This window comes from Tardiphaga sp. OK246 (assembly GCF_900188215.1).
Lineage (GTDB): Bacteria > Pseudomonadota > Alphaproteobacteria > Rhizobiales > Xanthobacteraceae > Tardiphaga > Tardiphaga robiniae.
The window spans coordinates 1-25815 of record NZ_FZOX01000016.1 but is presented as its reverse complement, the minus strand read 5'-3'; the positions used below and the strand labels follow the sequence as shown (position 1 = coordinate 25815).

Genomic DNA, 25815 nt, shown 5'->3' with positions numbered 1-25815 from the left:
ATTCTATTGGAACGTCGTTCCATTTATGTCAAGGTGGGGACATGGCCAAGAAAACTCGCAGTAGCCCACGACGCGAAGACTCACTCTCCCGGGATCGCATCATCGAAGCGTCGGTCGCGATCCTGGACGGCAGCGGGGAAGATGGTCTGACATTCCGCGCCCTGTCGGAGCGGCTCGCCACTGGTCCCGGGGCTATTTATTGGCACGTGCCCAATAAGGGCGATCTGCTGACTGCCGCCTGCGACGCCATCATCGCCCGCGCGATGAACGCGCCCCTGGTCGGCGCGACGCCTCAGGCCATCATTCGCACCCTCGCGCTGGGCATGTTTGACGCGATCGACGCGCATCCGTGGATAGGCTCGGCGCTCACACGCGCTCCCGGGCAGTTGCCCATGGTGCGAATACTTGAACGCATCGGCCGGCAGGTTAGCGCCCTTGGCGTGCCCGGCGAAGATCAGTGGGCGACGGTGGGTGCGTTGCTGAACTACATCCTTGGTGTCGGTGCGCAGAACGCGGCCAACGGGCAGCTCGGCCGGATGCGAGGAATCGACAGGTCTGACTTTCTGGACGCGGTCGCGACCTCCTGGTCTCAGCTCGATCCAGACGCGTATGCGTTCACCCGCAGCATGGCTGCACATTTGCGGGGGCACGACGACCGCAGGGACTTTCTCGCCGGAATCGATCTCATCCTGAGCGGCATCGAAGCGTCGCGGCGCCTCTGACAAGCTGGCGACTGGTCTGCAGGGCCGTTTCGCAAGAACCAATTTCGTTCCCGCGCGGTACAAAAATAATTGAATGGGTTATTCCGCAATGCGGATGTAGATGTCGGCTGTTTAGAACAACTCGAATGTAGGCGTACATTCGACGACATAGGACATCAGCGATGGCTGCGTTCACTCTCAAGATCAACGGTCAGGCCCGTCAGGTCGACGTCGATCCCAACACACCTCTGCTCTGGGCAATTCGAGATGGGGCCGGTCTCACCGGCACCAAATATGGCTGCGGGGTCGCGCAATGCGGCGCTTGCACGGTCTATGTGGACGGCCAGACCGTCCGCTCGTGTTCAATGCCCGTCTCGGCCATCGGCACCAGCGAAATCACCACCATTGAAGGGCTCGACTCCAAGGAAGCCAAGGCAGTGCAGGCTGCCTGGGTCGCGCTTGACGTGCCGCAATGTGGCTACTGTCAATCCGGCCAGGTGATGAGCGCCACCGCGCTGCTCAGCGTCAATCCGACCCCCACCGACAACGATATCGATCTGGCGATGAACGGCAACATCTGCCGCTGCGCCACCTATGTCCGCATCCGCGCCGCCATTCATGGCGCCGCCAAATCTCTGGAGGGTTGAGCCATGACCGTTCATGACACCAAGCTCTCCCGTCGCACGCTGCTCAAGGGCAGCGCTGGCCTCGTGCTCGGCGCTTACGTTGCGCGTGCCGACAAGTTGTTCGCGCAGGCGGCGGCAAAGCCGTCGGTCAATATCGCGCCGAACACCTTCCTGATCATCAAGCCCGACAGCACCGTCACGGTGCTGTGCAAGGGCATCGAATTCGGGCAGGGACCGTTCACCGGCATGGCGACTTTGGTCGCCGAAGAACTCGACGCGGACTGGGCGCAGATGCGTGCCGATCATGCACCGTCGAATCCGCAGCTCTACAAGAATCTGGCGTTCGGCATGCAGGGCACCGGTGGCTCGACGGCCATCGCCAATTCCTACATCCAGATGCGACAGGTCGGCGCCGCCGCGCGCCAGATGCTGGTTGCGGCTGCGGCCGACGCTTGGCAGGTGCCGGCGGGCGAGATCACTGTCGATAACGGTGTGATCAAGCACGCGTCAGGCCATGAAGGTCGCTTCGGCGAATTCGCCGACAAGGCGATGGCCATGCCGGTGCCTGCCGATCCGAAGCTGAAGGATCCGTCGCAGTTCAGGTTGATCGGCAAGGAAGGCGTCGTGAAACGCCTCGACAGCGCCGACAAGACCAATGGCAAGGCCTTCTACACGCTCGATATCAACGAGCCGGATATGCTCACGGTGGTCGTGGCGCGTTCGCCGAAATTCGGCGGCAAGGTCGCGTCCTTCGATGCGACGGCTGCGAAAGCCGTGGCGGGTGTTGTCGACGTCAAGCAGGTGTCGAACGGTGTCGCTGTCTACGCCAAGGGCTTCTGGCCCGCGAAGATGGGCCGCGACGCGCTGAAGATCACCTGGGACGACAGCAAGGCGGAGAAGCGTGGCAGCGCCGAACTGCTGCAGCAATTCCGCGGCCTGTCGAAGACGGCCGGCAAGCTCGTCAAGGCCGAGGGCAAGTTCGAAGAGTCGATGGCCAAAGGTGGCCGCGTGATCGAGGTTGAATACGTCTTCCCGTATCTGGCCCATGCCGCGATGGAGCCGCTCAACGCCTATCTGAAATGGGACGGCGACACCGCCTATGCGCGCTATGGCTGCCAGTTTCCGACGCCTGACCATATGGCGATCTCCAAGGTGCTCGGGCTGCCGATCGAGAAGGTGAAGATCGACGTTCTTCTTGCCGGCGGCAGCTTCGGCCGCCGCGCCCAGCAGAGCACGCATCAGGCCATCGAGCTCGCCGAAGTCGCGAAAGCGATCGGACCGGGCAAGCCGGTCAAGCTGGTGTGGACGCGCGAAGACGATATGCGCGGCGGCTACTATCGGCCGTATTGCATCCACCGCATGCGCGGTACGGTGCGCGACGGCAAGATCGAAGCCTGGAGCGACACCATCGTCAGCCAGTCGATCATGAAGGGCTCCTTCTTCGAGTCCATGATGTTCAAGGACGGCCTCGATCCGACGTCCTATGAAGGCTCGAACGAAATCCCGTACGACGTCGAGAACTTCCGCTGCGACATGCATCAGGTCGATGTCGGTGTGCCCGTGTTGTGGTGGCGCTCGGTGGGCCACACCCACACCGGTTATGTCGTCGAAGCCTTTGTCGATGAACTGCTCGAGGCCGCCGGCAAGGATCCGATCGAAGGTCGGCTTGAACTCCTGAGCAAGAAGCCGCGCCACGCAGGGGCTCTCAAGGCCGTCGCCGAACTCGCCGATTGGAAGAACTACAAGGTGCCGGCAGGCCGCGCGCGCGGCGTTGCGGTGGTCGAGAGCTTCAACACCTTCGTCGCGCAGGTCGTCGAACTGTCCATGACCGACGACGGTCCGAAGGTGCACAAGGTATGGTGCGCGGTGGATTGCGGCGTCGCCGTGAACCCCGACATCATCCGCGCACAGATGGAAGGTGGCATCGGCTTCGGCCTCGGTCACATCCTCTATGCGGAACAAACGCTGGATGCCGGCGCGCCGGTGTCCGGCAATTTCGATACCTATCGTTCGCTGCGCATCAACGAGATGCCGGAGATCGAGGTGGTCATCGTGAAATCGACCGAGAAGCCATCAGGCGTCGGCGAACCCGGCGTGCCTCCGCTCGGGCCTGCCGTTGCCAACGCGCTGGCGAAACTCGGAGTGGGAAGACCGCGGCAATTGCCGATCGTGCCAGGAGCCTCAGCATGAGCTTGTTTAAGAACTCGATGTTGGCGCTGGTCGCCGGCGGCCTCGCGGCGGGTCTCCTCGCATTCGCGGAGCCGAGCTTCCAGGAGGCCGATGCAGCGGTCAGCAATCCGACCAAGCTGCAGTCGGTCTCGGCCTTCGCCAAGATCAAGAACAAGAACGAGCGTGCCGTGGCGCTGTTCACGGAAGCCGGCAAGGTCATCCAGTCGCCGCGCTGCATGAACTGCCATCCGGCCACCGAACGCCCGACCCAGACCGACCGCATGCGGCCGCATATCCCGCTGGTCGTGCGCGGCGAGGGCGGTGTCGGCGCAGCCGGTGGTCTCGCTTGCGCCACCTGCCACCACGAGAACAACTTCGATGCCGCCAACGTCCCCGGCAATCCGAAGTGGGCGCTGGCGCCCATCGAGATGGCCTGGCAGGGCAAGACGCTTGGCCAGATCTGCACCCAGATCAAGGACAAGGAGCGCAATGGCGGCAAGGACATGGCCGCACTTGTGAAGCACATGGCCGAAGACGAGTTGGTCGGCTGGGGCTGGCATCCCGGTGGCAACCGGACCCCGGCGCCGGGTACCCAGAAACAGTTCGGTGAACTGATCAAGGCCTGGGCCGATGCCGGAGCGGCCTGCCCGAAGGGGTGACAGCTCCGCTTGGCATGAACGTCTAACTGAAGCGCGGGCGCGTCACGGCGTTTGCGCTTCAGCCATTCATGATCACGGCGCGCGTTCGACGTGATGGGTCATCTGCACCGACCAGCGTCGCGCGGTCCGTCGCTAGAACGACTTCCGGCAGCGACAGTGGCTCAATGCCGGCGAACCAGCGATAGACCAGTCCCATCATCACTCCGGCGACGGCGGTGATCGGGATGGTCAGCCAGAGCGAGATGAATGGGCTCGCCAGCACGGCGCCTGCACCCGCGACGGCTGCGCCAATCCCGGAATAGTCAATGCCTCTGGTGCGTCGCGTGCTGCGGGCTATGGCATGGGTGATGGCGATGACGATCGCAGACGGCAAGGACGTCGTCATCAAAGTCAGCATGAAGAAATAGGCGGGGAACGCCATTTCGTTGACCTGCTTGCTCCAGTTGAAGCTGTGACTCCCGTCGGCGCTGAAGTGGCCGAATATCGACGTGACGAAGGGGATGGTGACCACGGCGACAATCGCAGCAGGCACAGCCGCCGCGATCGCGACAGCGGTGAGTGAGGTGCGGACCTGGACCGGGCCGTCGAAAGTGACGGCCGGCGTTGCGGGAGCTTCCGTCGCCGCGTCGGGTGTTTCACCCGCCGGCACGGCCCGCATCTCGCGTCCAGCGAGTTTCACGTACATGACACCGGCGACCATGCCGACCAGAATTGGCAGCACTGATGCGGTCAGGCGCGTGCCGTCCAGCGGGGGCATGATCAGCAGGTTGTTCGACAGCGCGATGCCGTAGCCGAGAGCCGCTGCTGCACCACCCATCAATCCATATGCGGCGCGGGTGCTGTAGCGCAGCGAGCGCATCAACCAGTGGCCGGCCACCATGAGTGCTGCGTCGGTGCCGACCTGCAACACGAATATTTGGAATGCCCGGTCGGGGGAGGGCGGCTCCATCTGGTCCGCAAGGAATGTGGCGAGCCCGAGAACCAGGATGACGCCGTGGAACAGCCCAAGGAAAACAACTACCGCCATAAATGCGCGGGTGGAACTGCGAACAACGGACATCTGACGCTCCATGAGGCGCGACGGCAGAGGGTCGCAGCCACTTGTTTTCGGACAGGGTGGCAAGCACGGGTTGCGCGCGAGTTAATCCGATTGCGGGATTACTGCTCGGTCAACGCGATGACTGACAGCGGCTTACCAAAATGTGTAGAATTGTCCGGATGCAGCGCGCGGGGCTGGGGGGCGATCACGGCCCCCTGCAGAAAAGATGCCACATCGGCATTTCGCGCTTGGCAACACGAAAAAGACTCGTTAAACAACCGTTTCCGGGCGTGCTGGCTGGTAGCTGGCGCGTCTGTGTTCGCACTCCGACAACCCACATCGCAGGAGACTTTTCCTTTCAGGCTGTCCATACGGATCGCTCGACGGGGATGGGACGCGCGACGCGGATTTGAGGAAGGCGGGCAGGGGTCACCAATAGGTCAGATGATGGCTTATCGATGATCCTGAATCCTGTCCGAGACTGCTGGCGCCTTAGATAAACGCAAGTTTCATCAACGGCTTAATCGTAAAACTTGATGCAGCCAGCATAGACGGGTGAAGACTGGATTTCGCCAATGTCGTTTTGTGCGACATGACGCGTATTTGGTTCGAACCTCGACACCCCGCGCCAATGCTGGTTCGCCAGGACGGTTCGGGAGGGCAGGCTATCATATCGTCTCGCCCGACGTGTCTTTAGACCACGTGTTTTAACGAGCATGTGTCTCGAGGTCAGGTTCAGGTGGGACGGTGGGTGTAACCCGGCGGTCCTATCTCGATAGAGGCCGCCAACCGGAGAGAGCTTGCTGTGGAAAGAGCGGCTAAAAAGGACGCGGTCGACGCGCTGAACGGGGTCTTCAAGACCACCAGCGTTGCGGTCGTCGCCCATTATTCCGGCCTCACCGTTGCCCAGATGCAGAACCTGCGTTCGCAGATGAAGCTGGCTGGCGCCTCGGTGAAGGTCTCGAAGAACCGTCTCGCCAAAATTGCTCTTGAAGGCACGGATGTTGCTGCCATCGGTTCCCTGTTGAAGGGCCCGACTGTGATCGCCACTTCGGACGATCCGGTAGCTGCACCGAAGGTTGCCGTCGAATTTGCCAAGGCGAACGAGAAGTTCGTCATCCTTGGCGGCTCGATGGGTAAAACCGTCCTGAACGTCGACAGCGTCAAGGCCTTGGCCGCGCTGCCCTCGCTCGACGAACTGCGCGCGAAGATCCTCGGCCTCCTTGTGGCGCCGGCGACCAAGATCGCTCAGCTCTCGACAGCTCCCGCGGCGAAGCTCGCGCGTGTTGTTCAGGCCTATGCCTCAAAGAGCGAAGCGGCCTGACGCCCTTCGCATTCAAACCCTGGTTCGAACCAAATACGCTTAAGGAAATAGACAATGGCTGACCTACAGAAAATCGTTGACGATCTCTCGAGCCTGACCGTGCTCGAAGCTGCCGACCTCGCCAAGATGCTCGAAGAAAAGTGGGGCGTTTCGGCTGCTGCTGCTGTTGCAGTTGCTGGTCCGGCTGCTGGCGGCGGCGGTGCTGCTGCTGCTGAAGAAAAGACCGAGTTCACTGTCGTCCTGGCTTCGGCCGGCGACAAGAAGATCGAAGTCATCAAGGAAGTCCGTGCGATCACGGGTCTTGGCCTCAAGGAAGCCAAGGACCTGGTCGAAGGCGCTCCGAAGCCCGTCAAGGAAGGCGTTGCCAAGGACGAAGCCGAGAAGATCAAGGGTCAGCTCGAGAAGGCTGGCGCGAAGGTCGAACTCAAGTAAGACCCTTTATGGGTTCCATCTGGAGGGCGGCCATTTGGTCGCCCTCTGGGCCGGAACTCGATGGACTACACAGGAATGTGTGGGGATGCGCTGGGAACCACCCTCGAATCTCCATGATTGCCATCCCATATCGGGACGGCAGCACGAAAAACACGGTCTGACAGCGGAAACGGCGACGTTTCCGGTTAAGCCGTTGGGAGATGGGCAATTTTCGGGCTTTTCGGTCCGTAGCTAGACGGTTTGGACGGGCGAGGTGCAGTCGGGCATCGCGCACGTCGTTTTGCGTTCTGCGATTCAAATGCTCGGGAGAGGGATTTTGTTCCTCATTGGGCGCTGAATTCGGAACGTTCTTGGAAATTCAACCCGGAGGCGATGGCAGTCGCGCTCTGGAAGGTTCGCCCCTTTCGGGCGACGCAATGAGAGGCCACGATGGGTCAGCAGACGTTCACAGGTCGCAAGCGCGTTCGCAAGTTCTTCGGTCATATTAAAGAAGTCGCAGAGATGCCGAACCTCATCGAGGTTCAGAAGGCGTCCTACGACCAGTTCCTGATGGTCGATGAGCCGACCGGCGGTCGCCTCGACGAAGGTCTGCAGGCTGTTTTCCGTTCGGTGTTTCCGATCTCGGATTTCTCGGGCACCTCGATGCTGGAATTCGTGCGCTACGAATTCGAGCCGCCGAAATATGACGTCGATGAGTGCCGCCAGCGCGGCATGACCTATGCTGCTCCGCTGAAGGTGACGCTGCGCCTGATCGTGTTCGATATCGACGAAGAAACCGGCGCCAAGTCCGTCAAGGACATCAAGGAGCAGGACGTCTACATGGGCGATATCCCGCTCATGACCATGAACGGCACCTTCGTCGTCAACGGCACCGAGCGCGTCATCGTTTCGCAGATGCATCGTTCGCCGGGCGTGTTCTTCGACCACGACAAGGGCAAGACCCATTCGTCGGGCAAGCTGCTGTTCGCTGCCCGCGTGATCCCGTATCGCGGTTCCTGGCTGGACATCGAGTTCGACGCCAAGGACATCGTGTTTGCGCGTATCGACCGTCGCCGCAAGATTCCGGTGACGTCGCTGATGTTCGCGCTGGGTCTGGATGGCGAAGAGATTCTCTCGACGTTCTACAAGAAGATCCAGTTCAAGAAGATCAAGGAAGGCTGGCGCGTTCCGTTCGACGCCACCCGTTTCCGTGGCTACTCCACCGTCAACGACCTGATCGATGCCGACACCGGCAAGGTCGTGCTCGAAGCCGGCAAGAAGCTCACCGTGCGTGCTGCCCGTCAGCTCGCCGAGAAGGGCCTCAAGGCGCTGCGTCTGACCGATGAAGAGCTGGTCGGCAACTATCTCGCCGAGGACCTCGTCAACGTGAAGACCGGTGAAATCTACGCCGAAGCCGGCGAGGAAATCACCGAGAAGTCGCTGAAGGCGCTGAACGAGGAGGGCTACAAGGAACTCCCGCTGCTCGACATCGACCACGTCAATATCGGTGCCTATATCCGCAACACGCTCTCGGCAGACAAGAACCTGACGCGTGAAGACGCGCTGTTCGACATCTACCGCGTGATGCGTCCCGGCGAGCCGCCGACGCTCGAATCCGCGCAGAACATGTTCCAGTCGCTGTTCTTCGACAGTGAGCGCTACGACCTCTCGGCCGTGGGCCGCGTGAAGATGAACATGCGCCTCGAACTCGATGCGCCGGATACTCATCGCACGCTGCGCAAGGAAGACATCCTCGCCGTCATCAAGACGCTGGTGGACCTGCGCGACGGCAAGGGCGAAATCGACGACATCGACCATCTCGGCAACCGCCGTGTGCGTTCGGTCGGCGAGCTGATGGAAAATCAGTATCGCGTCGGCCTGCTGCGCATGGAGCGCGCCATCAAGGAACGTATGTCGTCCGTCGACATCGACACCGTGATGCCGCAGGACCTGATCAACGCGAAGCCCGCGGCTGCCGCGGTGCGTGAGTTCTTCGGTTCGTCGCAGCTGTCGCAGTTCATGGACCAGACCAATCCGCTCTCGGAAATCACCCACAAGCGTCGTCTCTCGGCGCTTGGCCCCGGTGGTCTGACCCGCGAGCGCGCCGGCTTCGAAGTCCGCGACGTGCATCCGACCCACTACGGCCGTATCTGCCCGATTGAGACGCCGGAAGGCCCGAACATCGGTCTGATCAACTCGCTCGCCACCTTCGCGCGCGTCAACAAGTACGGCTTCGTCGAGACCCCTTACCGCAAGGTCAAGGACGGTCGCGTCACCGATGAGGTCGTGTACTTGTCGGCGATGGAGGAGGGCCGCTACTCGGTCGCGCAGGCGAACGTGTCGCTCGACGCCAAGGGCAAGTTCACCGAAGACATGATCATCTGCCGTCACGCCGGCGACGTGTTGCCGCTGCCGGCCGACAAGGTCGACTACATGGACGTGTCGCCGAAGCAGCTCGTTTCGGTCGCTGCGGCGCTGATCCCGTTCCTCGAGAACGACGACGCCAACCGCGCGCTGATGGGCTCGAACATGCAGCGTCAGGCCGTGCCTCTGGTGCGCGCCGAAGCGCCGTTCGTCGGTACCGGCATGGAAGCCGTCGTGGCCCGCGACTCCGGTGCTGCGATCGCTGCCCGCCGTTCGGGTGTCATCGACCAGATCGACGCAACCCGCGTGGTTATCCGCGCGACCGAAGATCTCGATCCGACCAAGTCGGGCGTCGATATCTATCGTCTGATGAAGTACCAGCGTTCGAACCAGTCGACCTGTATCAACCAGCGTCCGCTGGTGAAGGTTGGCGACATCATTCGCAAGGGCGACATCATTGCCGACGGTCCGTCGACCGATCTCGGTGAACTCGCACTCGGCCGTAACGTGCTCGTCGCGTTCATGCCGTGGAATGGCTACAACTTCGAAGACTCGATCCTCCTCTCGGAGCGGATCGTGAAGGAAGACGTCTTCACCTCGATCCACATCGAGGAATTCGAAGTGATGGCCCGCGACACCAAGCTCGGCCCTGAGGAAATCACCCGCGACATTCCGAACGTGTCGGAAGAAGCGCTGAAGAACCTCGACGAAGCCGGCATCGTCTATATCGGCGCTGAAGTCCGCGCCGGTGACATCCTGGTCGGCAAGATCACGCCGAAGGGCGAAAGCCCGATGACGCCGGAAGAAAAGCTTCTGCGCGCCATCTTCGGTGAGAAGGCGTCGGACGTTCGCGACACCTCGCTCCGCGTGCCTCCGGGCGTGCAGGGCACGATCGTCGAAGTCCGCGTGTTCAACCGGCACGGCGTCGACAAGGACGAACGTGCTCTGGCGATCGAGCGGGAAGAAATCGAACGTCTCGCCAAGGACCGTGACGACGAACAGGCCATCCTGGATCGTAACGTCTACGGCCGTCTGGCTGATCTTCTGGAGAACAAGGTCGGCATCGCCGGTCCGAAGGGCTTCAAGAAGGACGGCAAGATCACGCGCGCTGTGCTCGACGAAAATCCGCGGTCGCAGTGGTGGATGTTCGCCACCGCGAACGACAAGCTGATGACCGAAATCGAAGCGATGCGGAAGCAGTACGACGAATCGAAGAAGGGCCTTGAACAGCGCTTCCTCGACAAGGTCGAGAAGCTGCAGCGTGGCGACGAACTGCCGCCAGGCGTGATGAAGATGGTCAAGGTCTTCGTCGCGGTGAAGCGCAAGATCCAGCCCGGCGACAAGATGGCCGGACGTCACGGCAACAAGGGCGTGGTGTCGAAGATCGTTCCGATCGAAGACATGCCGTTCCTTGAAGACGGTACGCATGCGGACATCGTGCTGAACCCGCTCGGCGTGCCGTCGCGCATGAACGTCGGTCAGATCTTGGAGACGCATCTTGGCTGGGCCTGCGCAGGCATGGGCAAGAAGATCGGTCAGACCATCGACGCCTACTACCAGAAGCAGGATCTGAAGCCGCTGCGCGACACCCTGAAGAAGGTTTACGGCGAAGACGAAGTCATCAAGTCGCTGAACGACACCGAGCTGCTTGAACTGGCGCGTAACCTGAAGCCCGGCGTGCCGATTGCGACGCCGGTGTTCGACGGTGCGAAGGAAGCCGACATCGAAGAGATGTTGAAGATGGCTGGCTTCGACGCATCCGGTCAGTCCACCGTCTATGACGGCCGGACCGGCGACCAGTTCGATCGCAAGGTGACCGTGGGCTACATCTACATGCTCAAGCTTCACCATCTCGTGGACGACAAGATCCACGCGCGTTCGATCGGTCCGTACTCGCTCGTCACGCAGCAGCCGCTGGGTGGTAAGGCGCAGTTCGGCGGCCAGCGCTTCGGTGAAATGGAAGTGTGGGCGCTCGAGGCTTATGGCGCGGCGTACACGCTCCAGGAAATGCTGACGGTGAAGTCGGACGACGTCGCAGGCCGTACCAAGGTCTACGAGGCGATCGTGCGCGGCGACGACACGTTCGAGGCCGGTATCCCGGAATCGTTCAACGTGCTGGTCAAGGAAATGCGCTCGCTCGGCCTCAACGTCGACCTGCACAATTCCAAGCTGCCGGGGCCGACCTCCGAAGCTGCCGAGTAAGAACAAGCGTTACGCCCGGCCTGATGGCCGGGCGTCCGCACCCAGCCGGGACGTGGGGCAGGGTGTGTGGCTCTAAAGAATTTCGAATTTGCTGCTGATGGCGATCGGCACGCGAGGAGAAGACGATGAACCAAGAAATTATGAATCTCTTCAATCCGACGACTCCGGCTCAGGTCTTCGACCAGATCCGGATCTCGATTGCGTCCCCGGAGAAGATTCTGTCGTGGTCCTACGGCGAGATCAAGAAGCCGGAAACCATCAATTACCGTACCTTCAAGCCCGAGCGCGACGGCCTGTTCTGCGCCCGCATCTTCGGGCCCATCAAGGATTACGAGTGCTTGTGCGGCAAGTACAAGCGCATGAAGTACAAGGGCATCATCTGCGAGAAGTGCTCGGTCGAAGTGACACTGTCGCGCGTCAGACGCGAGCGCATGGGTCACATCGAACTGGCCGCTCCGGTTGCGCACATCTGGTTCCTGAAGTCGCTGCCGTCGCGCATCGGCCAGTTGCTGGACATGACGCTCAAGGATCTCGAGCGCATCCTGTATTTTGAATACTACGTCGTTCTCGAGCCGGGTCTCACCGCGCTCAAGGACCGTCAGCTGCTGTCTGAAGAAGAATATCTGAAGGCGCAGGACGAATACGGCCAGGACTCGTTCACCGCGATGATCGGTGCCGAGGCGATCCGTGAACTGTTGAAGGGTCTGGAGCTCGAGAAGCTCGACGAGCAGCTGCGCGTCGAGATGAAGGAGACCGAATCCGACATCAAGCACAAGAAGCTCGCCAAGCGCCTGAAGATCGTCGAGGCCTTCCGCTATTCCGGCAACAAGCCGGAATGGATGATCCTCACGGTGGTGCCGGTGATCCCGCCGGATCTGCGTCCGCTGGTGCCGCTGGATGGTGGCCGCTTCGCGACGTCGGATCTGAACGATCTGTATCGCCGCGTCATCAACCGTAACAACCGCTTGAAGCGTCTGATGGAGCTCCGCGCGCCGGACATCATCATCCGCAACGAAAAGCGCATGCTGCAGGAGGCCGTCGACGCACTGTTCGACAACGGCCGTCGTGGCCGTGTCATCACCGGCGCCAACAAGCGTCCGCTGAAGTCGCTGGCCGACATGCTGAAGGGCAAGCAGGGTCGTTTCCGTCAGAACCTGCTCGGCAAGCGCGTCGACTATTCGGGCCGTTCGGTCATCGTCGTCGGTCCGGAACTGCGTCTGCATCAGTGCGGCCTGCCGAAGAAGATGGCGCTCGAACTGTTCAAGCCGTTCATCTATTCGCGTCTCGACGCCAAGGGTCTGTCCACCACGGTGAAGCAGGCGAAGAAGCTCGTTGAAAAAGAACGTCCCGAGGTCTGGGATATTCTCGACGAGGTCATTCGCGAGCATCCCGTGCTGCTGAACCGCGCGCCGACGCTGCATCGTCTGGGCATCCAGGCGTTCGAGCCGGTGCTCATCGAAGGCAAGGCGATCCAGCTGCATCCGCTGGTCTGCTCGGCCTTCAACGCCGACTTCGACGGCGACCAGATGGCCGTGCACGTTCCGCTGTCGCTCGAAGCGCAGCTGGAAGCGCGCGTCCTGATGATGTCGACCAACAACATCCTGCATCCGGCGAACGGTCAGCCGATCATCGTGCCGTCGCAGGACATCGTGCTGGGTCTGTACTACCTGTCGACCATGCGTGCGGGTCTCCCGGGCGAAAACAAGCTGTATCGTGAGATGGCGGAGATCGAGCATGCGCTGCATGCGAAGGTCATCCACCTCCACACCAAGATCAAATACAGCTGGTCCGGTCTCGATGCGGACGGCAAGCCGGTCACGCGCATGGTGGAAACCACTGCCGGTCGTGCGATGCTCGGTCAGGTTCTGCCGAAGTCGCCGAAGATGCCTTTCGACGTCATCAACAAGCTGATGACCAAGAAGGAAATCTCGGGCGTCATCGATCAGGTCTATCGTCACTGCGGTCAGAAAGAGACCGTGATCTTCTGCGATCGCATCATGGCGCTCGGCTTCTACAACGCGTTCAAGGCAGGCATCTCGTTTGGCAAGGACGACATGGTCGTGCCGGGTTCGAAGTGGAAGATCGTCGACGCCACCCGTGCGTTCGCGAAGGACTTCGAACAGCAGTACAATGACGGTCTGATCACCCACGGTGAGAAGTACAACAAGGTCGTCGACGCCTGGTCGAAGGCGGGTGAAGAAGTCGCCAAGGAGATGATGAAAGAAATCTCCTCGGTGAAGAGGAATGCGGCGGGTGAAGAAGCCCAGATCAACTCGATCTACATGATGGCGCATTCCGGTGCCCGTGGTTCGCCGGCCCAGATGCGTCAGCTCGGTGGTATGCGCGGCCTGATGGCCAAGCCGTCGGGCGAGATCATCGAAACGCCGATCATCTCGAACTTCAAGGAAGGTCTGTCGGTTCTCGAATACTTCAACTCGACCCACGGCGCTCGTAAGGGCCTCGCGGACACCGCGTTGAAGACCGCGAACTCAGGCTACCTGACCCGCCGTCTCGTCGACGTGGCGCAGGACTGCATCATCACGCAGACCGATTGCGGCACCAATCTCGGCATCAAGATGCGCGCCATCATCGACTCCGGTTCGGTGGTCGCATCGCTAGCGTCGCGTATCCTCGGACGTTCGGCTTGCGAAGACATTCGCGATCCCGCGACCAACAAGGTGCTGATCAAGCGCAACACGCTGATGGAAGAGAAGGACGTCGATCTGCTCCAGCAGGCCGGCATCCAGGAAGTGAAGATCCGTTCGGCTCTGACTTGCGAACTGGTCAACGGCATCTGCGGCACCTGTTACGGCCGCGATCTGGCCCGCGGCACGCCCGTCAACCACGGTGAGGCCGTCGGCGTCATCGCGGCGCAGTCGATCGGTGAGCCCGGCACGCAGCTGACGATGCGTACGTTCCACATCGGCGGTGCGGCGCAGCTCAACGAGCAGTCGGTGATCGAGTCGAACTTCGACGGCAAGATCACGATCAAGAACGAGAACATCGCCAAGAACGGCGAAGGCCACATGGTTGCAATGGTGCGCAACATGGTCATCGCCATCTCTGACGCCGATGGCACCGAGCGTGCGACGTATCGTATCCAGTACGGTGCTCGCGTTCACGTGGCCAACGGCGACATGATCAAGCGTGGCCAGCGTATCGCGGAATGGGATCCGTATTCCCGTCCGCTGCTGACCGAAGTCGACGGCACGATCGGGTTTGAAGACCTGATCGACGGCCAGTCGATTACGGAAACGCTCGACGAGTCGACCGGTATCGCCAAGCGCGTCGTTACCGACTGGCGTTCGTCGCGTGGCGGTGCGGACTTGCGTCCGGCTATCGTCATCAAGGGCAAGGACGGCAAGGTCCTCAAGCTCGCACGTGGCGGCGACGCCCGTTACATGCTGTCGCCCGACGCCATTCTGTCGGTCGACGTCGATGCCAAGGTGACCTCGGGTGACATTCTTGCCCGTGTCTCGATGGAAAGCGCGAAGACGCGTGACATCACCGGCGGTCTGCCGCGGGTGGCCGAACTGTTCGAGGCGCGCAAGCCGAAGGACGCGGCGATCATCGCGGAAATCGGCGGCACCATCCGCTTTGGACGCGACTACAAGAACAAGCGTCGCATCTCGATCGAGCCGCTCGACAAGAACGAGGAGACCCGCGAGTACCTCATTCCGAAGGGCAAGCAGATCCATCTGCAGGACGGCGACATCGTCGAAAAGGGCGATTACATCGTCGAAGGCAATCCGGCGCCGCACGACATTCTGGCGATCAAGGGCATCGAGGAACTTGCTGCCTATCTGGTCAACGAAATCCAGGAAGTTTACCGGTTGCAGGGCGTGCTCATCAACGACAAGCACATCGAAGTGATTGTCCGTCAGATGCTGCAGAAGGTTGAGATTACTGATCAGGGCGAGACTGACATGATCTCGGGCGAGCAGATCGACAAGATCGAGTTCGACGCGCTGAACCTGAAGGCGAAGGAAGAAGGCAAGAAGATTGCGACCGGAAACCCTGTGCTGCTGGGCATCACCAAGGCCAGCTTGCAGACCCGTTCGTTCTTCTCGGCAGCGTCGTTCCAGGAGACCACGCGCGTGCTCACCGAAGCTGCCGTCAACGGCAAGGTGGACCCGCTCGAAGGCCTCAAGGAAAACGTCATTGTTGGCCGCCTGATCCCGGCCGGTACTGGCGCCTCGATGGCGAAGATCCGCGAAGTCGCAATGAAGCGCGACAAGATGATCCTCGACGAGCGCGAGAAGCAGGCGGCGATCGTGCCGTCGGCTCCGGAGCCCGAGCCGCTGATGCTGCCGTCGGCCGAGTAATCGGGCCGGGCGGACTTAAGAAACGAAAGGGCCGGCGCAAGCTGGCCCTTTCTCGTTTTGATCTGTTCATTCGGTTGGAAACGGAGAGCGGTCAGATGACATGCGATATTCGGCCGGCTCAAGCCGGCGATGCAGCAGGTATCAGCCGCGTCATCATCCGCGCGCTGCGCGAAACCAATGCGAAGGATTACACGGCCGATATCATCGCGCGGGTTGAACTCAGTTTCAGCCCCGCGGCTGTCGAACGATTGATCGACCAGCGCGATGTGTTCGTTGCCGAGATGGACAATCGTGTTGTCGGCACGGCGAGCCTGGATGGGCAGGCCCTGCGGACCATGTTCGTCTTGCCGGACGTGCAAGGGCGCGGCATCGGCCGTTTGCTGGTGCAGCGGATCGAGAGGGTCGCCCGCGAACGACAGCTTGGGATTTTGACGGTTCCGGCGACGGTCACCGCAGAGGCTTTTTACGCGAGACTGGGCTTCACGGCCGTTCGCGAGGCCTATCACGGTGAGGAGCGGACCATCGTCATGGAGCGTGTCTTGTCGCCGACCAACTGACCTGCCACTACAGATCACATCAATGCCATGGAAAAGGCCGGCGAAAGCCAGCCTTTTTCGCGTCTGGCGTGTGTTGCGGCGCACTACATGCTTTTGTTCATCTTTCCTTCAGCTGAAAAATGTTTTCACTTGGAGGGGGTTAGCGCGAGTCGACGGGGTCGACGGGCCAGCCTTGCAGCGTCAGCGGATTCCGCTTTGGCTGGGAATGCGATACATCGACCGTTGCCGGATATTGCTGCCGGCAGACACGACGCGTGAAAGAAACCTATGCTCGATCTTGCAATTGTTGGTGGTGGCCCAGGCGGCCTGATGAGCGCCTGGTATCTCAAGAAGAAGCTCGGCGATCTCTGTCGTGTCACTATCTACGAGGCGTCCGACCGCGTCGGCGGCAAGATTCTCACGCGCAAGTTCGATACGGCGCCAGCCATGTACGAAGCTGGCGTTGCGGAAATCTACGATTACTCGATGACAGGGCCGGATCCGCTGCGCGAGCTGATACAGCATTTCGGCCTGCAGACCATTCCGATGGATGCCGAGCAGGTGCAGCTGGACGGCGAGCTGCTCAACGACGTGCCGGGCATGCGCAAGAAATACGGCGCCAAAACCGCAGCCGCCATTGAAGCCTTCCGCAAGAAGTGCGCGAGCATGGTGTCGCCGATCGAATATTACGAAGGCGTCGGTTCGCACGACAACGAACACCCCTGGGCATGGATAAATGCCGAGGAGCTGCTTGATAAGGAAGTCAGCGATCCCATTGCCAAGCGCTTCCTGAAGGTGATGGCGCGCTCCGACATCGCGACCGAGACGCACAACACCAACGGCCTCAATGCGCTGAAGAACTTCGTGATGGATGTCGATGGCTATATCGGCCTCTATTCGATCCAGAACGGCAACGAGCAGCTGATCTCCTGCCTGCAGTCGGAAGTCGATGCCGACATCCGGCTGAATCACCGTGTGCTCAAGGTCGGCAAGACCGAGCAGGGCCGCTATCAGCTCGACATGATGAACGGCAAGGGGCCGGACACCCGCGATTTCGATCTCGTGGTGATGTGCCTGCCGCATTCATGGCTGGCGACCATGCGCTGGGACGGCGAGCAGCTGCGCAAGTCGATGGTCAAGCACGTCTCTTACTTCGACCGCCCGGCGCATTATCTGCGCATCTCGCTGCTGTTCGACACGCCGTTCTGGGGCGATCAGATTCCCGGCGCCTGGTTCATGTCGGAAGCCTTCGACGGCTGCTGTGTCTATAACGAGGGCGCGCGCCACGATGTCGGCAAGCACGGCGTGCTGAACTGGCTGGTGCCAGGCTCCGATGCGCTGGCCTTTGCCAACCTCACAGATGATGAGCTGATCGATGCCGCGCTGAAGTCGTTGCCGGTCTCGTTTGGCGATGCGCGTGAGCATCTGCTGGAAGGCAAGATCCATCGCTGGCTGTCGTCGGTCAACGCGATCCCCGGCGGCATGCCGGTGCGCGACGTCATGACCAATCACCGGCCAGAGCCGAAGGATCATCCGGGGCTCGTCGTGGTCGGCGATTATCTGTTCGACTCGACGCTGAACGGTCTGCTCGACTCGTCGGATGCCGCCACCGACATTATCCTCACCGAGATGATGCGCCTGCGCCGTGCGCAGGGTCAGAATGGCACGACGATCTCCGACAAGATCGATCGCGACTATTTCCAGAACTATCGCGGCGTCGGTCCCTACAGCGAGGTCTGGAGCCAGTTTACCGACCCGGCCTATCTGACAAATCTCATCAAGATCGTCTGGGGCCGCGCCAAGGGCTACAAGCTGCTGGTCGCCGGCTCGGCATCAGGCGAACTGGTCGGCGCGCTGCGTGCCAGGGGTATCGACGCCTGGGGTGTCGAGAACAACAAGGCGATCCACGCCAGGACGCCAAAGGCGCTGCAAAAGTTCAACAAACTCGGATCGATCACCGATCTGCCCTTCAAGGCTGGGCAGTTCGATTTCGTATTCGAGACCAGCCTGTGTCACGTGAGCGACAAGCAGGTGGTGACGGCCGTGCAGGAGCTCAACCGCGTCGTGAAGACCGGCCTCGTGTTCGGCTCGGTCACGTCCGACATGGCGCCGGCGGTGATCGATCGCTATGACCTGCTGCGCGGCGTCAAGAAGCTCGGCACCTGGTGGGAATGGTCGGAACTGTTCTTCGGCAACGGCTTCGACCTGTCGATGCATCGCCGCGACTGCACCGAGGCGGTGTGGGAAGCGACACTGGCCGCCGGCAAGGGCCCGGGCCACTGGTATGCCGACGCGGACAGCCTGCGTTACTCGTTCTTCGACAAGGTCGATGCAGAGGATTGATCTTTAGCATCCGCCCTCGGTTGCTTTGCCGAGGACATTCTGATCGCATAGGATCATTGCCGTGGCTGTCCGGGCCGCTTCATTGATTCTTGCGGTCGAAGACCGTGCAGCAACGGTTCGTTCCATGGCGTCGAAGCCACCTCCAAAGCCTCCATCTGACGACAAGAACGCGGCCGAGCCGGCCACGCCGCTCGATGACAAGTTTGCGCTCCCGGTTGGCGCTGCCGCCGCTTCGGTTCCCAGCACGAAACCGCCGGCTGTCGAGAAGACGGCAAAAGCCAAGCCTGCCGTCGATGATGACGACGAGGATGAAGACGACGAGCTCGATGACGATGATGACGAGGAACTCGTCGTCTTTACCGCGCGGGAGGCCGCCGGCGCATTCGGGACGGTCTATCGTTTCACGCGGCCATTGCTCGGCAAGTACCGCAAGCTGCTTGGCTTCGTTGGCTTCGGCGTTCTGGTCGAGACGCTGTTCAACGTCATCATGCCGCTCAGCCTCAAATATCTGATCGACGACGCGCTCGGCGAGGAGGATTTCGACGCGTTGTTCAAGATCCTGTCGGTGCTGGCTGTCGCCGGCATTGTCACGTCGATCGTTGCGATCTGGTATGAGCGCTGGGACGCCAAACTGGCGGCCTCGATCATCACGGACGTCCGCTCGCGTCTGTTCGATCACGTGCAGGATCTGCCGTCGGCCTATTTCGCCCGCACCAAGCGCGGCGAGATCCTGTCCCGCTTCTCGATCGATCTGTCGTCTTTCGAGACGGCCATCAAGAGTTTCGCCAACAGCGCATTGCTGCCGTTCCTCGAACTGATCGCCGGCATCGGACTGATGCTGTATCTGAACTGGCAGCTTGCCGCCGTCGCGCTACTGATTTTCCCGATCACACTGATCGGCCCGCGCATCCTGACGCCGAAGGCCGTGCAGGCCAATTACGACCAGAAGCTCAGCGAAGCTTCAGTGCTCGGCATGGTGCAGGAGAACATCGCGGCACAGGCGGTGATCAAGGCCTTCAGCCTGCAGCGCCGCACCATGGGCTGGTTCCGGCTACGCAACAACGAAACGCGCGACAGGATCGCGGCGGCGACCTTCCTGTCGACCATGGTCGAGCGCTCGGTCACCGTCTCGGTATTGCTGCTGCATTTGGTGGTTCTGGCGATCGGCGCCTATCTCGCCACCAAGGGCCAGATCACTGTCGGCACCTTCGTCACCTTCGAAAGCGCGTTCTGGGAGGTGTCTTACAATATCGCCCATGTCATGCATTTCATCCCGGTGTCGATCCAGGCAGCGGCCGCGGTGCGGCACATGGAGGAAATGCTCGACGAGCCGACCCGCGGCGCCGACAAGCCCGGCTCACCGGAGCTGCCGCGCATCGTCAACGACATCACGTTCGATCGCGTCTCATTCAAGTATGAGAACAGCCAGCAGCCGGTGCTCGACAATCTCAGCCTCAAGATCAATGTCGGCAAGACCGTCGCTATTGTCGGCCCATCCGGTTCCGGCAAGAGCACGTTGCTGAACCTGATCCTGCGGCTCTATATGCCGGACGAGGGCAGGGTGACCATTGACGGCGTCGATATCCGCAAGATCACGCGCGAGTCCCTGCGCGGACACATGGCCGTGGTGTTCCAGGAGAACATGCTGTTCAACATGTCGATCCGCGAGAACATCCGGCTCGGCAAGGAAGGCGCGACCGACGAGGAAGTCGAGCAGGCGGCGCGCAAGGCCGAGATCCATCGCTACATCATGAGCCTTCCGGACAAATACGACACCCAGGTCGGCGAGCGCGGCGATACGCTCTCCGGCGGCCAACGCCAGCGCATTGCGATCGCGCGGGCCGTCGTCCGCAATCCGTCGGTACTCCTGCTGGATGAGGCGACATCCGCCCTCGACCAGACAACCGAGGCGGCGCTCAACAAGACGCTGTTCAAACTCGCCAAGGGCCGCACCCTGATTTCGTCGACGCACCGGCTGGCCGCCGTGGTGGATATGGACGAAATCATCGTCATCAATGGCGGCAAGGCGATCGAGCGCGGCTCGCACAAGGAGCTGCTGGCGCTGAACGGTACCTATCGCCAGCTCTGGGACGACCAGCGGCACAGGTCATCTGCCAGCGACGATGATGATGACGAGGATGACGACGACGAGTGAGCGCATCTGAAGATGTGTGAGGTGGTCATCCCGCCGTTCGCAGCAAACCCGCCGCGAGCTGGCGGAAAGCCTCGACAGCTTTCGTAAGGACCGCGTGGGGATCGTCGGCGGCAGCGATCCAGAGGGCGGCGTTGAGCGCCGCGCCATTGATCAGACGGGCCGCCGCTTCGGCATCGACAGGCTTGACCGTTCCATCGTCGATCAGTCGTTGAATCGCCTGTGTTGTCGTGCGCAGACAGGCAGTCTGGTTCGGCCATTGCGAGGGATCGCCGAGCACGGCGGGGCCGTCCAGCAGCATGATGCGCTGGATCTCCGGCTCGAGGGACATTTCGATATAGGCCACGCCTTCGTTGAGAAACCCGTCCCATGCGGTGTCCGCCTGACCGCGGGCAGCGCGCATCCGTGCCAGCATCTCCGCATCGATCTGATCGATGACGGCCTGCAACAAACCCTTCTTGTCGCCGAAGTTGTGATAGAGCGCGCCGCGCGTCAGGCCGGCCTCGGCGGTGAGGTCGTCCATCGATGCCGCGGCATAACCTTTGGCGGCGAAAGCTGTCCGGGCCGCCCGGATGAGTTTGGCCCGGGTTTCCTCCACCATTTCCGCTCGTCGTCTCGCGACCACTGTCATCTCCGCAAAATAACATACGTGCTGTATGCGTATTGACATACGAGACGTATGCCTGAATATTCTGACATACGAGGCGTATATAATCTTTGAACAGGACTGACACCATGACCAAACGTGACGCGATTTTCCCGGCGGGCCGCCAGGCGCTTTACGAGATCAACCGGTATTCGGCGGCGATACGCTCGGGCGACCTCCTGTTTGTCTCCGGCCAGGTCGGCAGCCGAGAAGACGGGTCGCCGGAACCGGTTTTCGAACAGCAGGTCCAGCTGGCATTCGATAACCTCGCGGCCGTGCTGAAGGCGGCAGGTTGCACATTCGACGACGTGGTCGACGTGACCACCTTCCACACCGACCCGGCCACGCAGTTCGCGGCGGTCAACGCCGTCCGATTGGCCGTGATTGGCGAGCCGCCTTACCCGAACTGGACCGCGGTCGGGGTCAACTGGCTGGCGGGCTTCGATTTCGAGATCAAGGTTATAGCGCGGCTCCCTGCGTCGATTTGATTGGCAGGTCGTGAGTGTCGGGTGGGGTGGGCTGTGTCCCTCTCCATTCGGATCCCAGGTAATATTTGCTGCTGATCCAGGTTGGGTGTGCCAATTCGGGACGCGATGCGGTTTGCATCGGATGCGAGTCGGCGGGGCAGGGCGCAAAAAATCCGCAACCCAGGCGATTCTCTTTCATCAAACTGCAACGAATCCGAGTCGCGGATTCTTTCGTGGATGACATGGCGGGCGTCGAAATCGCGTATGTTCTGTCATGATCCACATGCTAGAAGATGCAGTGCGAGAAGCGTTTCTTTCATCGCGCTTTGTTGTTGACTTGGGTATCCCCTGCGGATACAACCCGGCCATTCAACGACAGGCGGTGAGCTTCGCCAGTGTCGGAACGGATCACCCAATCGGCTTTTCGGAGCTAATCGGGCACCAACCTCGACCAAGAAGCTCAAACGCTGTCGCTATATCAAGGCAATGCCAAAACGACGTTTGTCTCCTGAGAGACTTCTCTCTTGAGATTAAATTCGAATGCATGACCTCGGTGCAGCCCTAAAGACGTAAGTCTGGCGGGCATGATCGCGGTCCTCTGTGGCGTTAAGCGCTTTCCGTTCAGCAATGAATGGTTGGCGTGATTTCGTTTTGCGTGAAGCTTTTCACGTGATGCGAACCGTGGGGCAGGTTGCTCCGATGTGATTTTGAGGAAGCCGTTACGGCTTCGAGCGAACTAAAGGGTGAAGGCTGACATGCCGACGATCAACCAGCTGATCGCTACTCCGCGCGCAATTCAGAAGTCGCGCAAGAAGGTTCCTGCGCTGCAGCAGTCGCCGCAGAAGCGCGGCGTTTGCACGCGCGTCTATACGACGACTCCGAAGAAGCCGAACTCGGCGCTTCGTAAGGTTGCCAAGGTGCGTCTGACCAATGGCTTCGAAGTCATCGGTTACATTCCGGGTGAAGGTCATAACCTTCAGGAGCACTCCGTGGTCATGATCCGCGGCGGTCGCGTCAAGGATTTGCCCGGCGTGCGTTACCACATCCTCCGCGGCGTGCTGGATACCCAGGGCGTCAAGAACCGTAAGCAGCGTCGTTCGAAGTACGGCGCGAAGCGTCCGAAGTAAGCCGGGGTCTGATCGATGTCTCGTCGCCATTCAGCTGAAAAGCGTGAAGTTAATCCGGATCCGAAGTTCGGGAACGTCATCGTCACCAAGTTCATGAATTCGATCATGTATGACGGCAAGAAGTCTGCCGCCGAAACCATCGTTTACGGTGCTTTCGAAATGATCGAAGCGAAGACCAAGCAGGGTCCGCTCGGCGTGTTCGAGCAGGCTTTGGAAAATGTGATGCCGACGATCGAAGTTCGTTCGCGTCGCGTCGGTGGCGCCACCTATCAGGTGCCGGTTGAAGTCCGCAGCATTCGGCGCCAGGCGCTGGGCATTCGCTGGCTGATCACCGCTGCGCGCGCTCGCAACGAGAAGACCATGACCGAGCGTCTCTCGGCTGAGCTGCTCGATGCGTCGAACAACCGTGGTAACGCCGTGAAGAAGCGGGAAGACGTGCACAAGATGGCGGAAGCCAATCGCGCATTCTCGCACTATCGCTGGTAACGGCGAAACTCCGGAATTTAAGGAACATCCCATGCCTCGCGTACATGCCATTGAGGACTACCGTAACTTCGGTATCATGGCGCATATCGATGCCGGTAAGACGACAACGACCGAGCGCATCCTCTATTACACCGGCAAGAGCCACAAAATCGGCGAAGTGCACGAAGGTGCCGCGACGATGGATTGGATGGAGCAGGAGCAGGAGCGTGGCATCACCATCACGTCCGCTGCCACCACTGCATTCTGGAATGGCCATCGCCTGAACATCATCGACACCCCCGGCCACGTCGACTTCACGATTGAAGTCGAGCGTTCGCTGCGCGTGCTCGACGGCGCCGTGTGCGTTCTCGACTCCAACCAGGGCGTCGAGCCGCAGACCGAAACCGTCTGGCGTCAGGGCGACAAGTACAAGGTTCCGCGGATCGTTTTCGCGAACAAGATGGATAAGACCGGCGCTGACTTCTACAAGTGCCTGCAGGACATCATCGACCGTCTCGGTGCGAAGCCCGTTGCGATCCAGCTGCCGATCGGCGCGGAGAACGACTTCGTCGGCATGGTCGATCTCGTGATCATGAAGGCCTATATCTGGAACAACGAGGCCCTCGGCGCGAAGTACGAGACCGTCGACATTCCGGCTGACCTGGTCGAGAAGGCCAAGGAATATCGTGAGAAGCTGCTCGAAGCCGCCGTCGAACTCGACGATGAGGCGATGACTGCTTACCTCGACGGCACCGAGCCGGACGAGGCGACTCTCAAGCGTCTGATCCGTAAGGCCGTGCTGACTGGCGCGTTCTACCCGGTTCTCTGCGGCTCGGCCTTCAAGAACAAGGGCGTGCAGCCTTTGCTCGACGCGGTTGTCGATTATCTGCCGTCGCCGGTTGACGTTCCTGCCATCAAGGGCACGGACGAAGACGGCAACGAGATCCTCCGCAAGGCGGACGACAAGGAGCCGCTGGCTCTGCTCGCATTCAAGATCATGGACGATCCGTTCGTTGGCACCATCACGTTCTGCCGCATCTATTCGGGTGTTCTGCAGAGCGGCACCGGTGTCGTGAACTCGACCCGTGAGAAGAAAGAACGTATCGGCCGCATGCTGCTGATGCACGCGAACAACCGTGAAGACATCAAGGAAGCCTTTGCCGGCGACATCGTCGCTCTGGCTGGCCTCAAGGAAGCCCGCACCGGTGACACGCTTTGCGATCCGGACAAGCAGGTCATTCTCGAGCGTATGGAATTCCCGGAGCCGGTGATCGAAATCGCGATCGAGCCGAAGTCTAAGGCCGATCAGGAAAAGCTGGGCGTCGCTCTGGCGAAGCTCGCTGCGGAAGATCCGTCGTTCCGCGTGTCGACCGACCACGAGTCCGGCCAGACCATCCTGAAGGGCATGGGCGAACTCCATCTCGACATCAAGGTCGACATTCTGCGCCGTACCTACAAGGTCGACGCGAATATCGGCGCACCGCAGGTGGCGTTCCGTGAGAAGATCACGAAGCGCGCTGAAGTCGACTACACCCACAAGAAGCAGACCGGTGGTACCGGTCAGTTCGCCCGCGTCAAGTTCGTGGTCGAGCCGGGCGAGCCGGGTTCGGGCTTCGTGTTCGAATCCAAGGTTGTCGGTGGTTCGGTTCCGAAGGAATACATCCCCGGCGTCGAAAAGGGTCTCAACAGCGTCATGACCTCGGGCGTGGTCGCGGGCTTCCCCGTGGTCGACGTTCATGTCCAGCTGGTTGACGGCGCCTATCACGACGTCGACTCGTCGGCACTGGCCTTCGAAATTGCTTCGCGCGCGGCACTCCGCGACGCGCTGCAGAAGGGCAAGTCCGTTCTGCTCGAGCCGATCATGAAGGTCGAATGCGTGACCCCGGAAGACTACACCGGTTCGGTCATCGGCGACTTGAACTCGCGGCGCGGTCAGATCCAGGGTCAGGACATGCGCGGCAACGCCAACGTCATCAACGCGATGGTGCCGCTCATGAACATGTTCGGTTACGTGAACACGCTGCGCTCGATGAGCCAGGGTCGTGCGACGTTCTCGATGTCATTCGATCACTACGCGGAAGCGCCGGCCAATGTGTCGGCAGAAGTCCAGAAGAAGTTTGCCTGATTGTCGTTAGCGACAGTTGACGACTAAACGGAGAGAGTCATGGCCAAAGCAAAATTTGAACGTAACAAGCCGCACTGCAATATTGGTACGATCGGTCACGTTGACCACGGCAAGACGTCGCTGACGGCGGCGAT

General features: G+C 60.8%; 18 protein-coding genes. 16 read left to right on the top strand and 2 right to left on the bottom strand.

Translation table 11 applies throughout. From position 1 onward, the window contains the following. Window positions 1–41: 41 nt before the first annotated feature. The 4 genes from CHC01_RS31600 (at window position 42) to CHC01_RS31585 (ending at window position 4155) form a co-directional block, all read left to right on the top strand. Window positions 42–722: a TetR/AcrR family transcriptional regulator gene (locus CHC01_RS31600; protein WP_089268278.1), complete on the top strand. Its 681-nt coding sequence runs from the start codon at window positions 42–44 to the stop codon at window positions 720–722. A gap of 161 nt (window positions 723–883) precedes the next feature. Then, window positions 884–1348: a (2Fe-2S)-binding protein gene (locus tag CHC01_RS31595; RefSeq protein ID WP_068731522.1), complete on the top strand. Its 465-nt coding sequence runs from the start codon at window positions 884–886 to the stop codon at window positions 1346–1348. A gap of 3 nt (window positions 1349–1351) precedes the next feature. Continuing rightward, on the top strand, window positions 1352–3517 hold the full coding sequence (locus CHC01_RS31590; RefSeq protein WP_089268277.1) for a xanthine dehydrogenase family protein molybdopterin-binding subunit: 2166 nt from the start codon (window positions 1352–1354) through the stop codon (window positions 3515–3517). Further along, the gene (locus CHC01_RS31585) at window positions 3514–4155 is read left to right on the top strand and encodes an Isoquinoline 1-oxidoreductase subunit (protein WP_068731517.1); all 642 of its coding nucleotides are present in this window, start codon (window positions 3514–3516) and stop codon (window positions 4153–4155) included. The genes CHC01_RS31590 and CHC01_RS31585 overlap by 4 nt, the downstream gene beginning before the upstream one ends. A 58-nt stretch (window positions 4156–4213) precedes the next feature. On the opposite strand, the gene CHC01_RS31580 is transcribed toward CHC01_RS31585, so the two are convergent. Beyond that, entirely contained in the window at window positions 4214–5215 is a 1002-nt protein-coding gene (locus tag CHC01_RS31580; RefSeq protein WP_141137218.1) for a hypothetical protein, read from the bottom strand. A gap of 784 nt (window positions 5216–5999) precedes the next feature. Between CHC01_RS31580 and rplJ the strand changes: the two genes are divergently transcribed. From rplJ to CHC01_RS31545, 7 genes are all read left to right on the top strand, one after another. Beyond that, window positions 6000–6518 carry a 50S ribosomal protein L10 gene (rplJ, locus tag CHC01_RS31575; protein ID WP_089268275.1) on the top strand — a complete coding sequence of 173 codons (519 nt, stop codon included), beginning with the start codon at window positions 6000–6002 and terminating at the stop codon, window positions 6516–6518. A gap of 54 nt (window positions 6519–6572) precedes the next feature. Next, window positions 6573–6950, top strand: a complete 378-nt coding sequence (gene rplL / locus CHC01_RS31570; protein WP_089268274.1) for a 50S ribosomal protein L7/L12 — start codon at window positions 6573–6575, stop codon at window positions 6948–6950. Between the two features lie 429 nt (window positions 6951–7379). After that, on the top strand, window positions 7380–11495 hold the full coding sequence (gene rpoB, locus CHC01_RS31565; protein WP_089268273.1) for a DNA-directed RNA polymerase subunit beta: 4116 nt from the start codon (window positions 7380–7382) through the stop codon (window positions 11493–11495). Between the two features lie 125 nt (window positions 11496–11620). After that, the gene (gene rpoC / locus CHC01_RS31560) at window positions 11621–15820 is read left to right on the top strand and encodes a DNA-directed RNA polymerase subunit beta' (RefSeq protein ID WP_089268272.1); all 4200 of its coding nucleotides are present in this window, start codon (window positions 11621–11623) and stop codon (window positions 15818–15820) included. Window positions 15821–15915: 95 nt separating this feature from the next. Beyond that, window positions 15916–16377, top strand: coding sequence for a GNAT family N-acetyltransferase (locus CHC01_RS31555; RefSeq protein ID WP_089268271.1), 462 nt, complete (start codon window positions 15916–15918; stop codon window positions 16375–16377). Window positions 16378–16644: 267 nt separating this feature from the next. Then, complete coding sequence (locus tag CHC01_RS31550) at window positions 16645–18699, top strand: FAD-dependent oxidoreductase (protein WP_089268270.1); 2055 nt, start codon at window positions 16645–16647, stop codon at window positions 18697–18699. Between the two features lie 124 nt (window positions 18700–18823). After that, window positions 18824–20854, top strand: a complete 2031-nt coding sequence (locus CHC01_RS31545; RefSeq protein WP_089268284.1) for an ABC transporter ATP-binding protein — start codon at window positions 18824–18826, stop codon at window positions 20852–20854. 25 nt (window positions 20855–20879) lie between these two features. Here CHC01_RS31545 and CHC01_RS31540 read toward each other — a convergent pair whose 3' ends face one another. Then, the gene (locus tag CHC01_RS31540; protein ID WP_502695696.1) at window positions 20880–21482 is read right to left on the bottom strand and encodes a TetR/AcrR family transcriptional regulator; all 603 of its coding nucleotides are present in this window, start codon (window positions 21480–21482) and stop codon (window positions 20880–20882) included. Between the two features lie 104 nt (window positions 21483–21586). Here CHC01_RS31540 and CHC01_RS31535 point away from each other — a divergent pair, with 104 nt between their 5' ends. The 5 genes from CHC01_RS31535 to CHC01_RS32145 form a co-directional block, all read left to right on the top strand. Further along, window positions 21587–21985 (top strand): RidA family protein, encoded by a 399-nt coding sequence (locus CHC01_RS31535; RefSeq protein WP_089268269.1) that lies wholly within the window; start codon window positions 21587–21589, stop codon window positions 21983–21985. 734 nt (window positions 21986–22719) lie between these two features. Beyond that, window positions 22720–23091 (top strand): 30S ribosomal protein S12, encoded by a 372-nt coding sequence (gene rpsL / locus CHC01_RS31530; protein WP_068731626.1) that lies wholly within the window; start codon window positions 22720–22722, stop codon window positions 23089–23091. Window positions 23092–23106: 15 nt separating this feature from the next. Beyond that, window positions 23107–23577, top strand: coding sequence for a 30S ribosomal protein S7 (gene rpsG / locus CHC01_RS31525; protein ID WP_068731502.1), 471 nt, complete (start codon window positions 23107–23109; stop codon window positions 23575–23577). 31 nt (window positions 23578–23608) lie between these two features. Beyond that, on the top strand, window positions 23609–25681 hold the full coding sequence (gene fusA / locus CHC01_RS31520) for an elongation factor G (protein WP_089268268.1): 2073 nt from the start codon (window positions 23609–23611) through the stop codon (window positions 25679–25681). A 39-nt stretch (window positions 25682–25720) separates the two neighbouring features. Further along, on the top strand, window positions 25721–25815 hold a 95-nt coding region (locus tag CHC01_RS32145), incomplete at its 3' end, for a GTP-binding protein (RefSeq protein WP_139281446.1).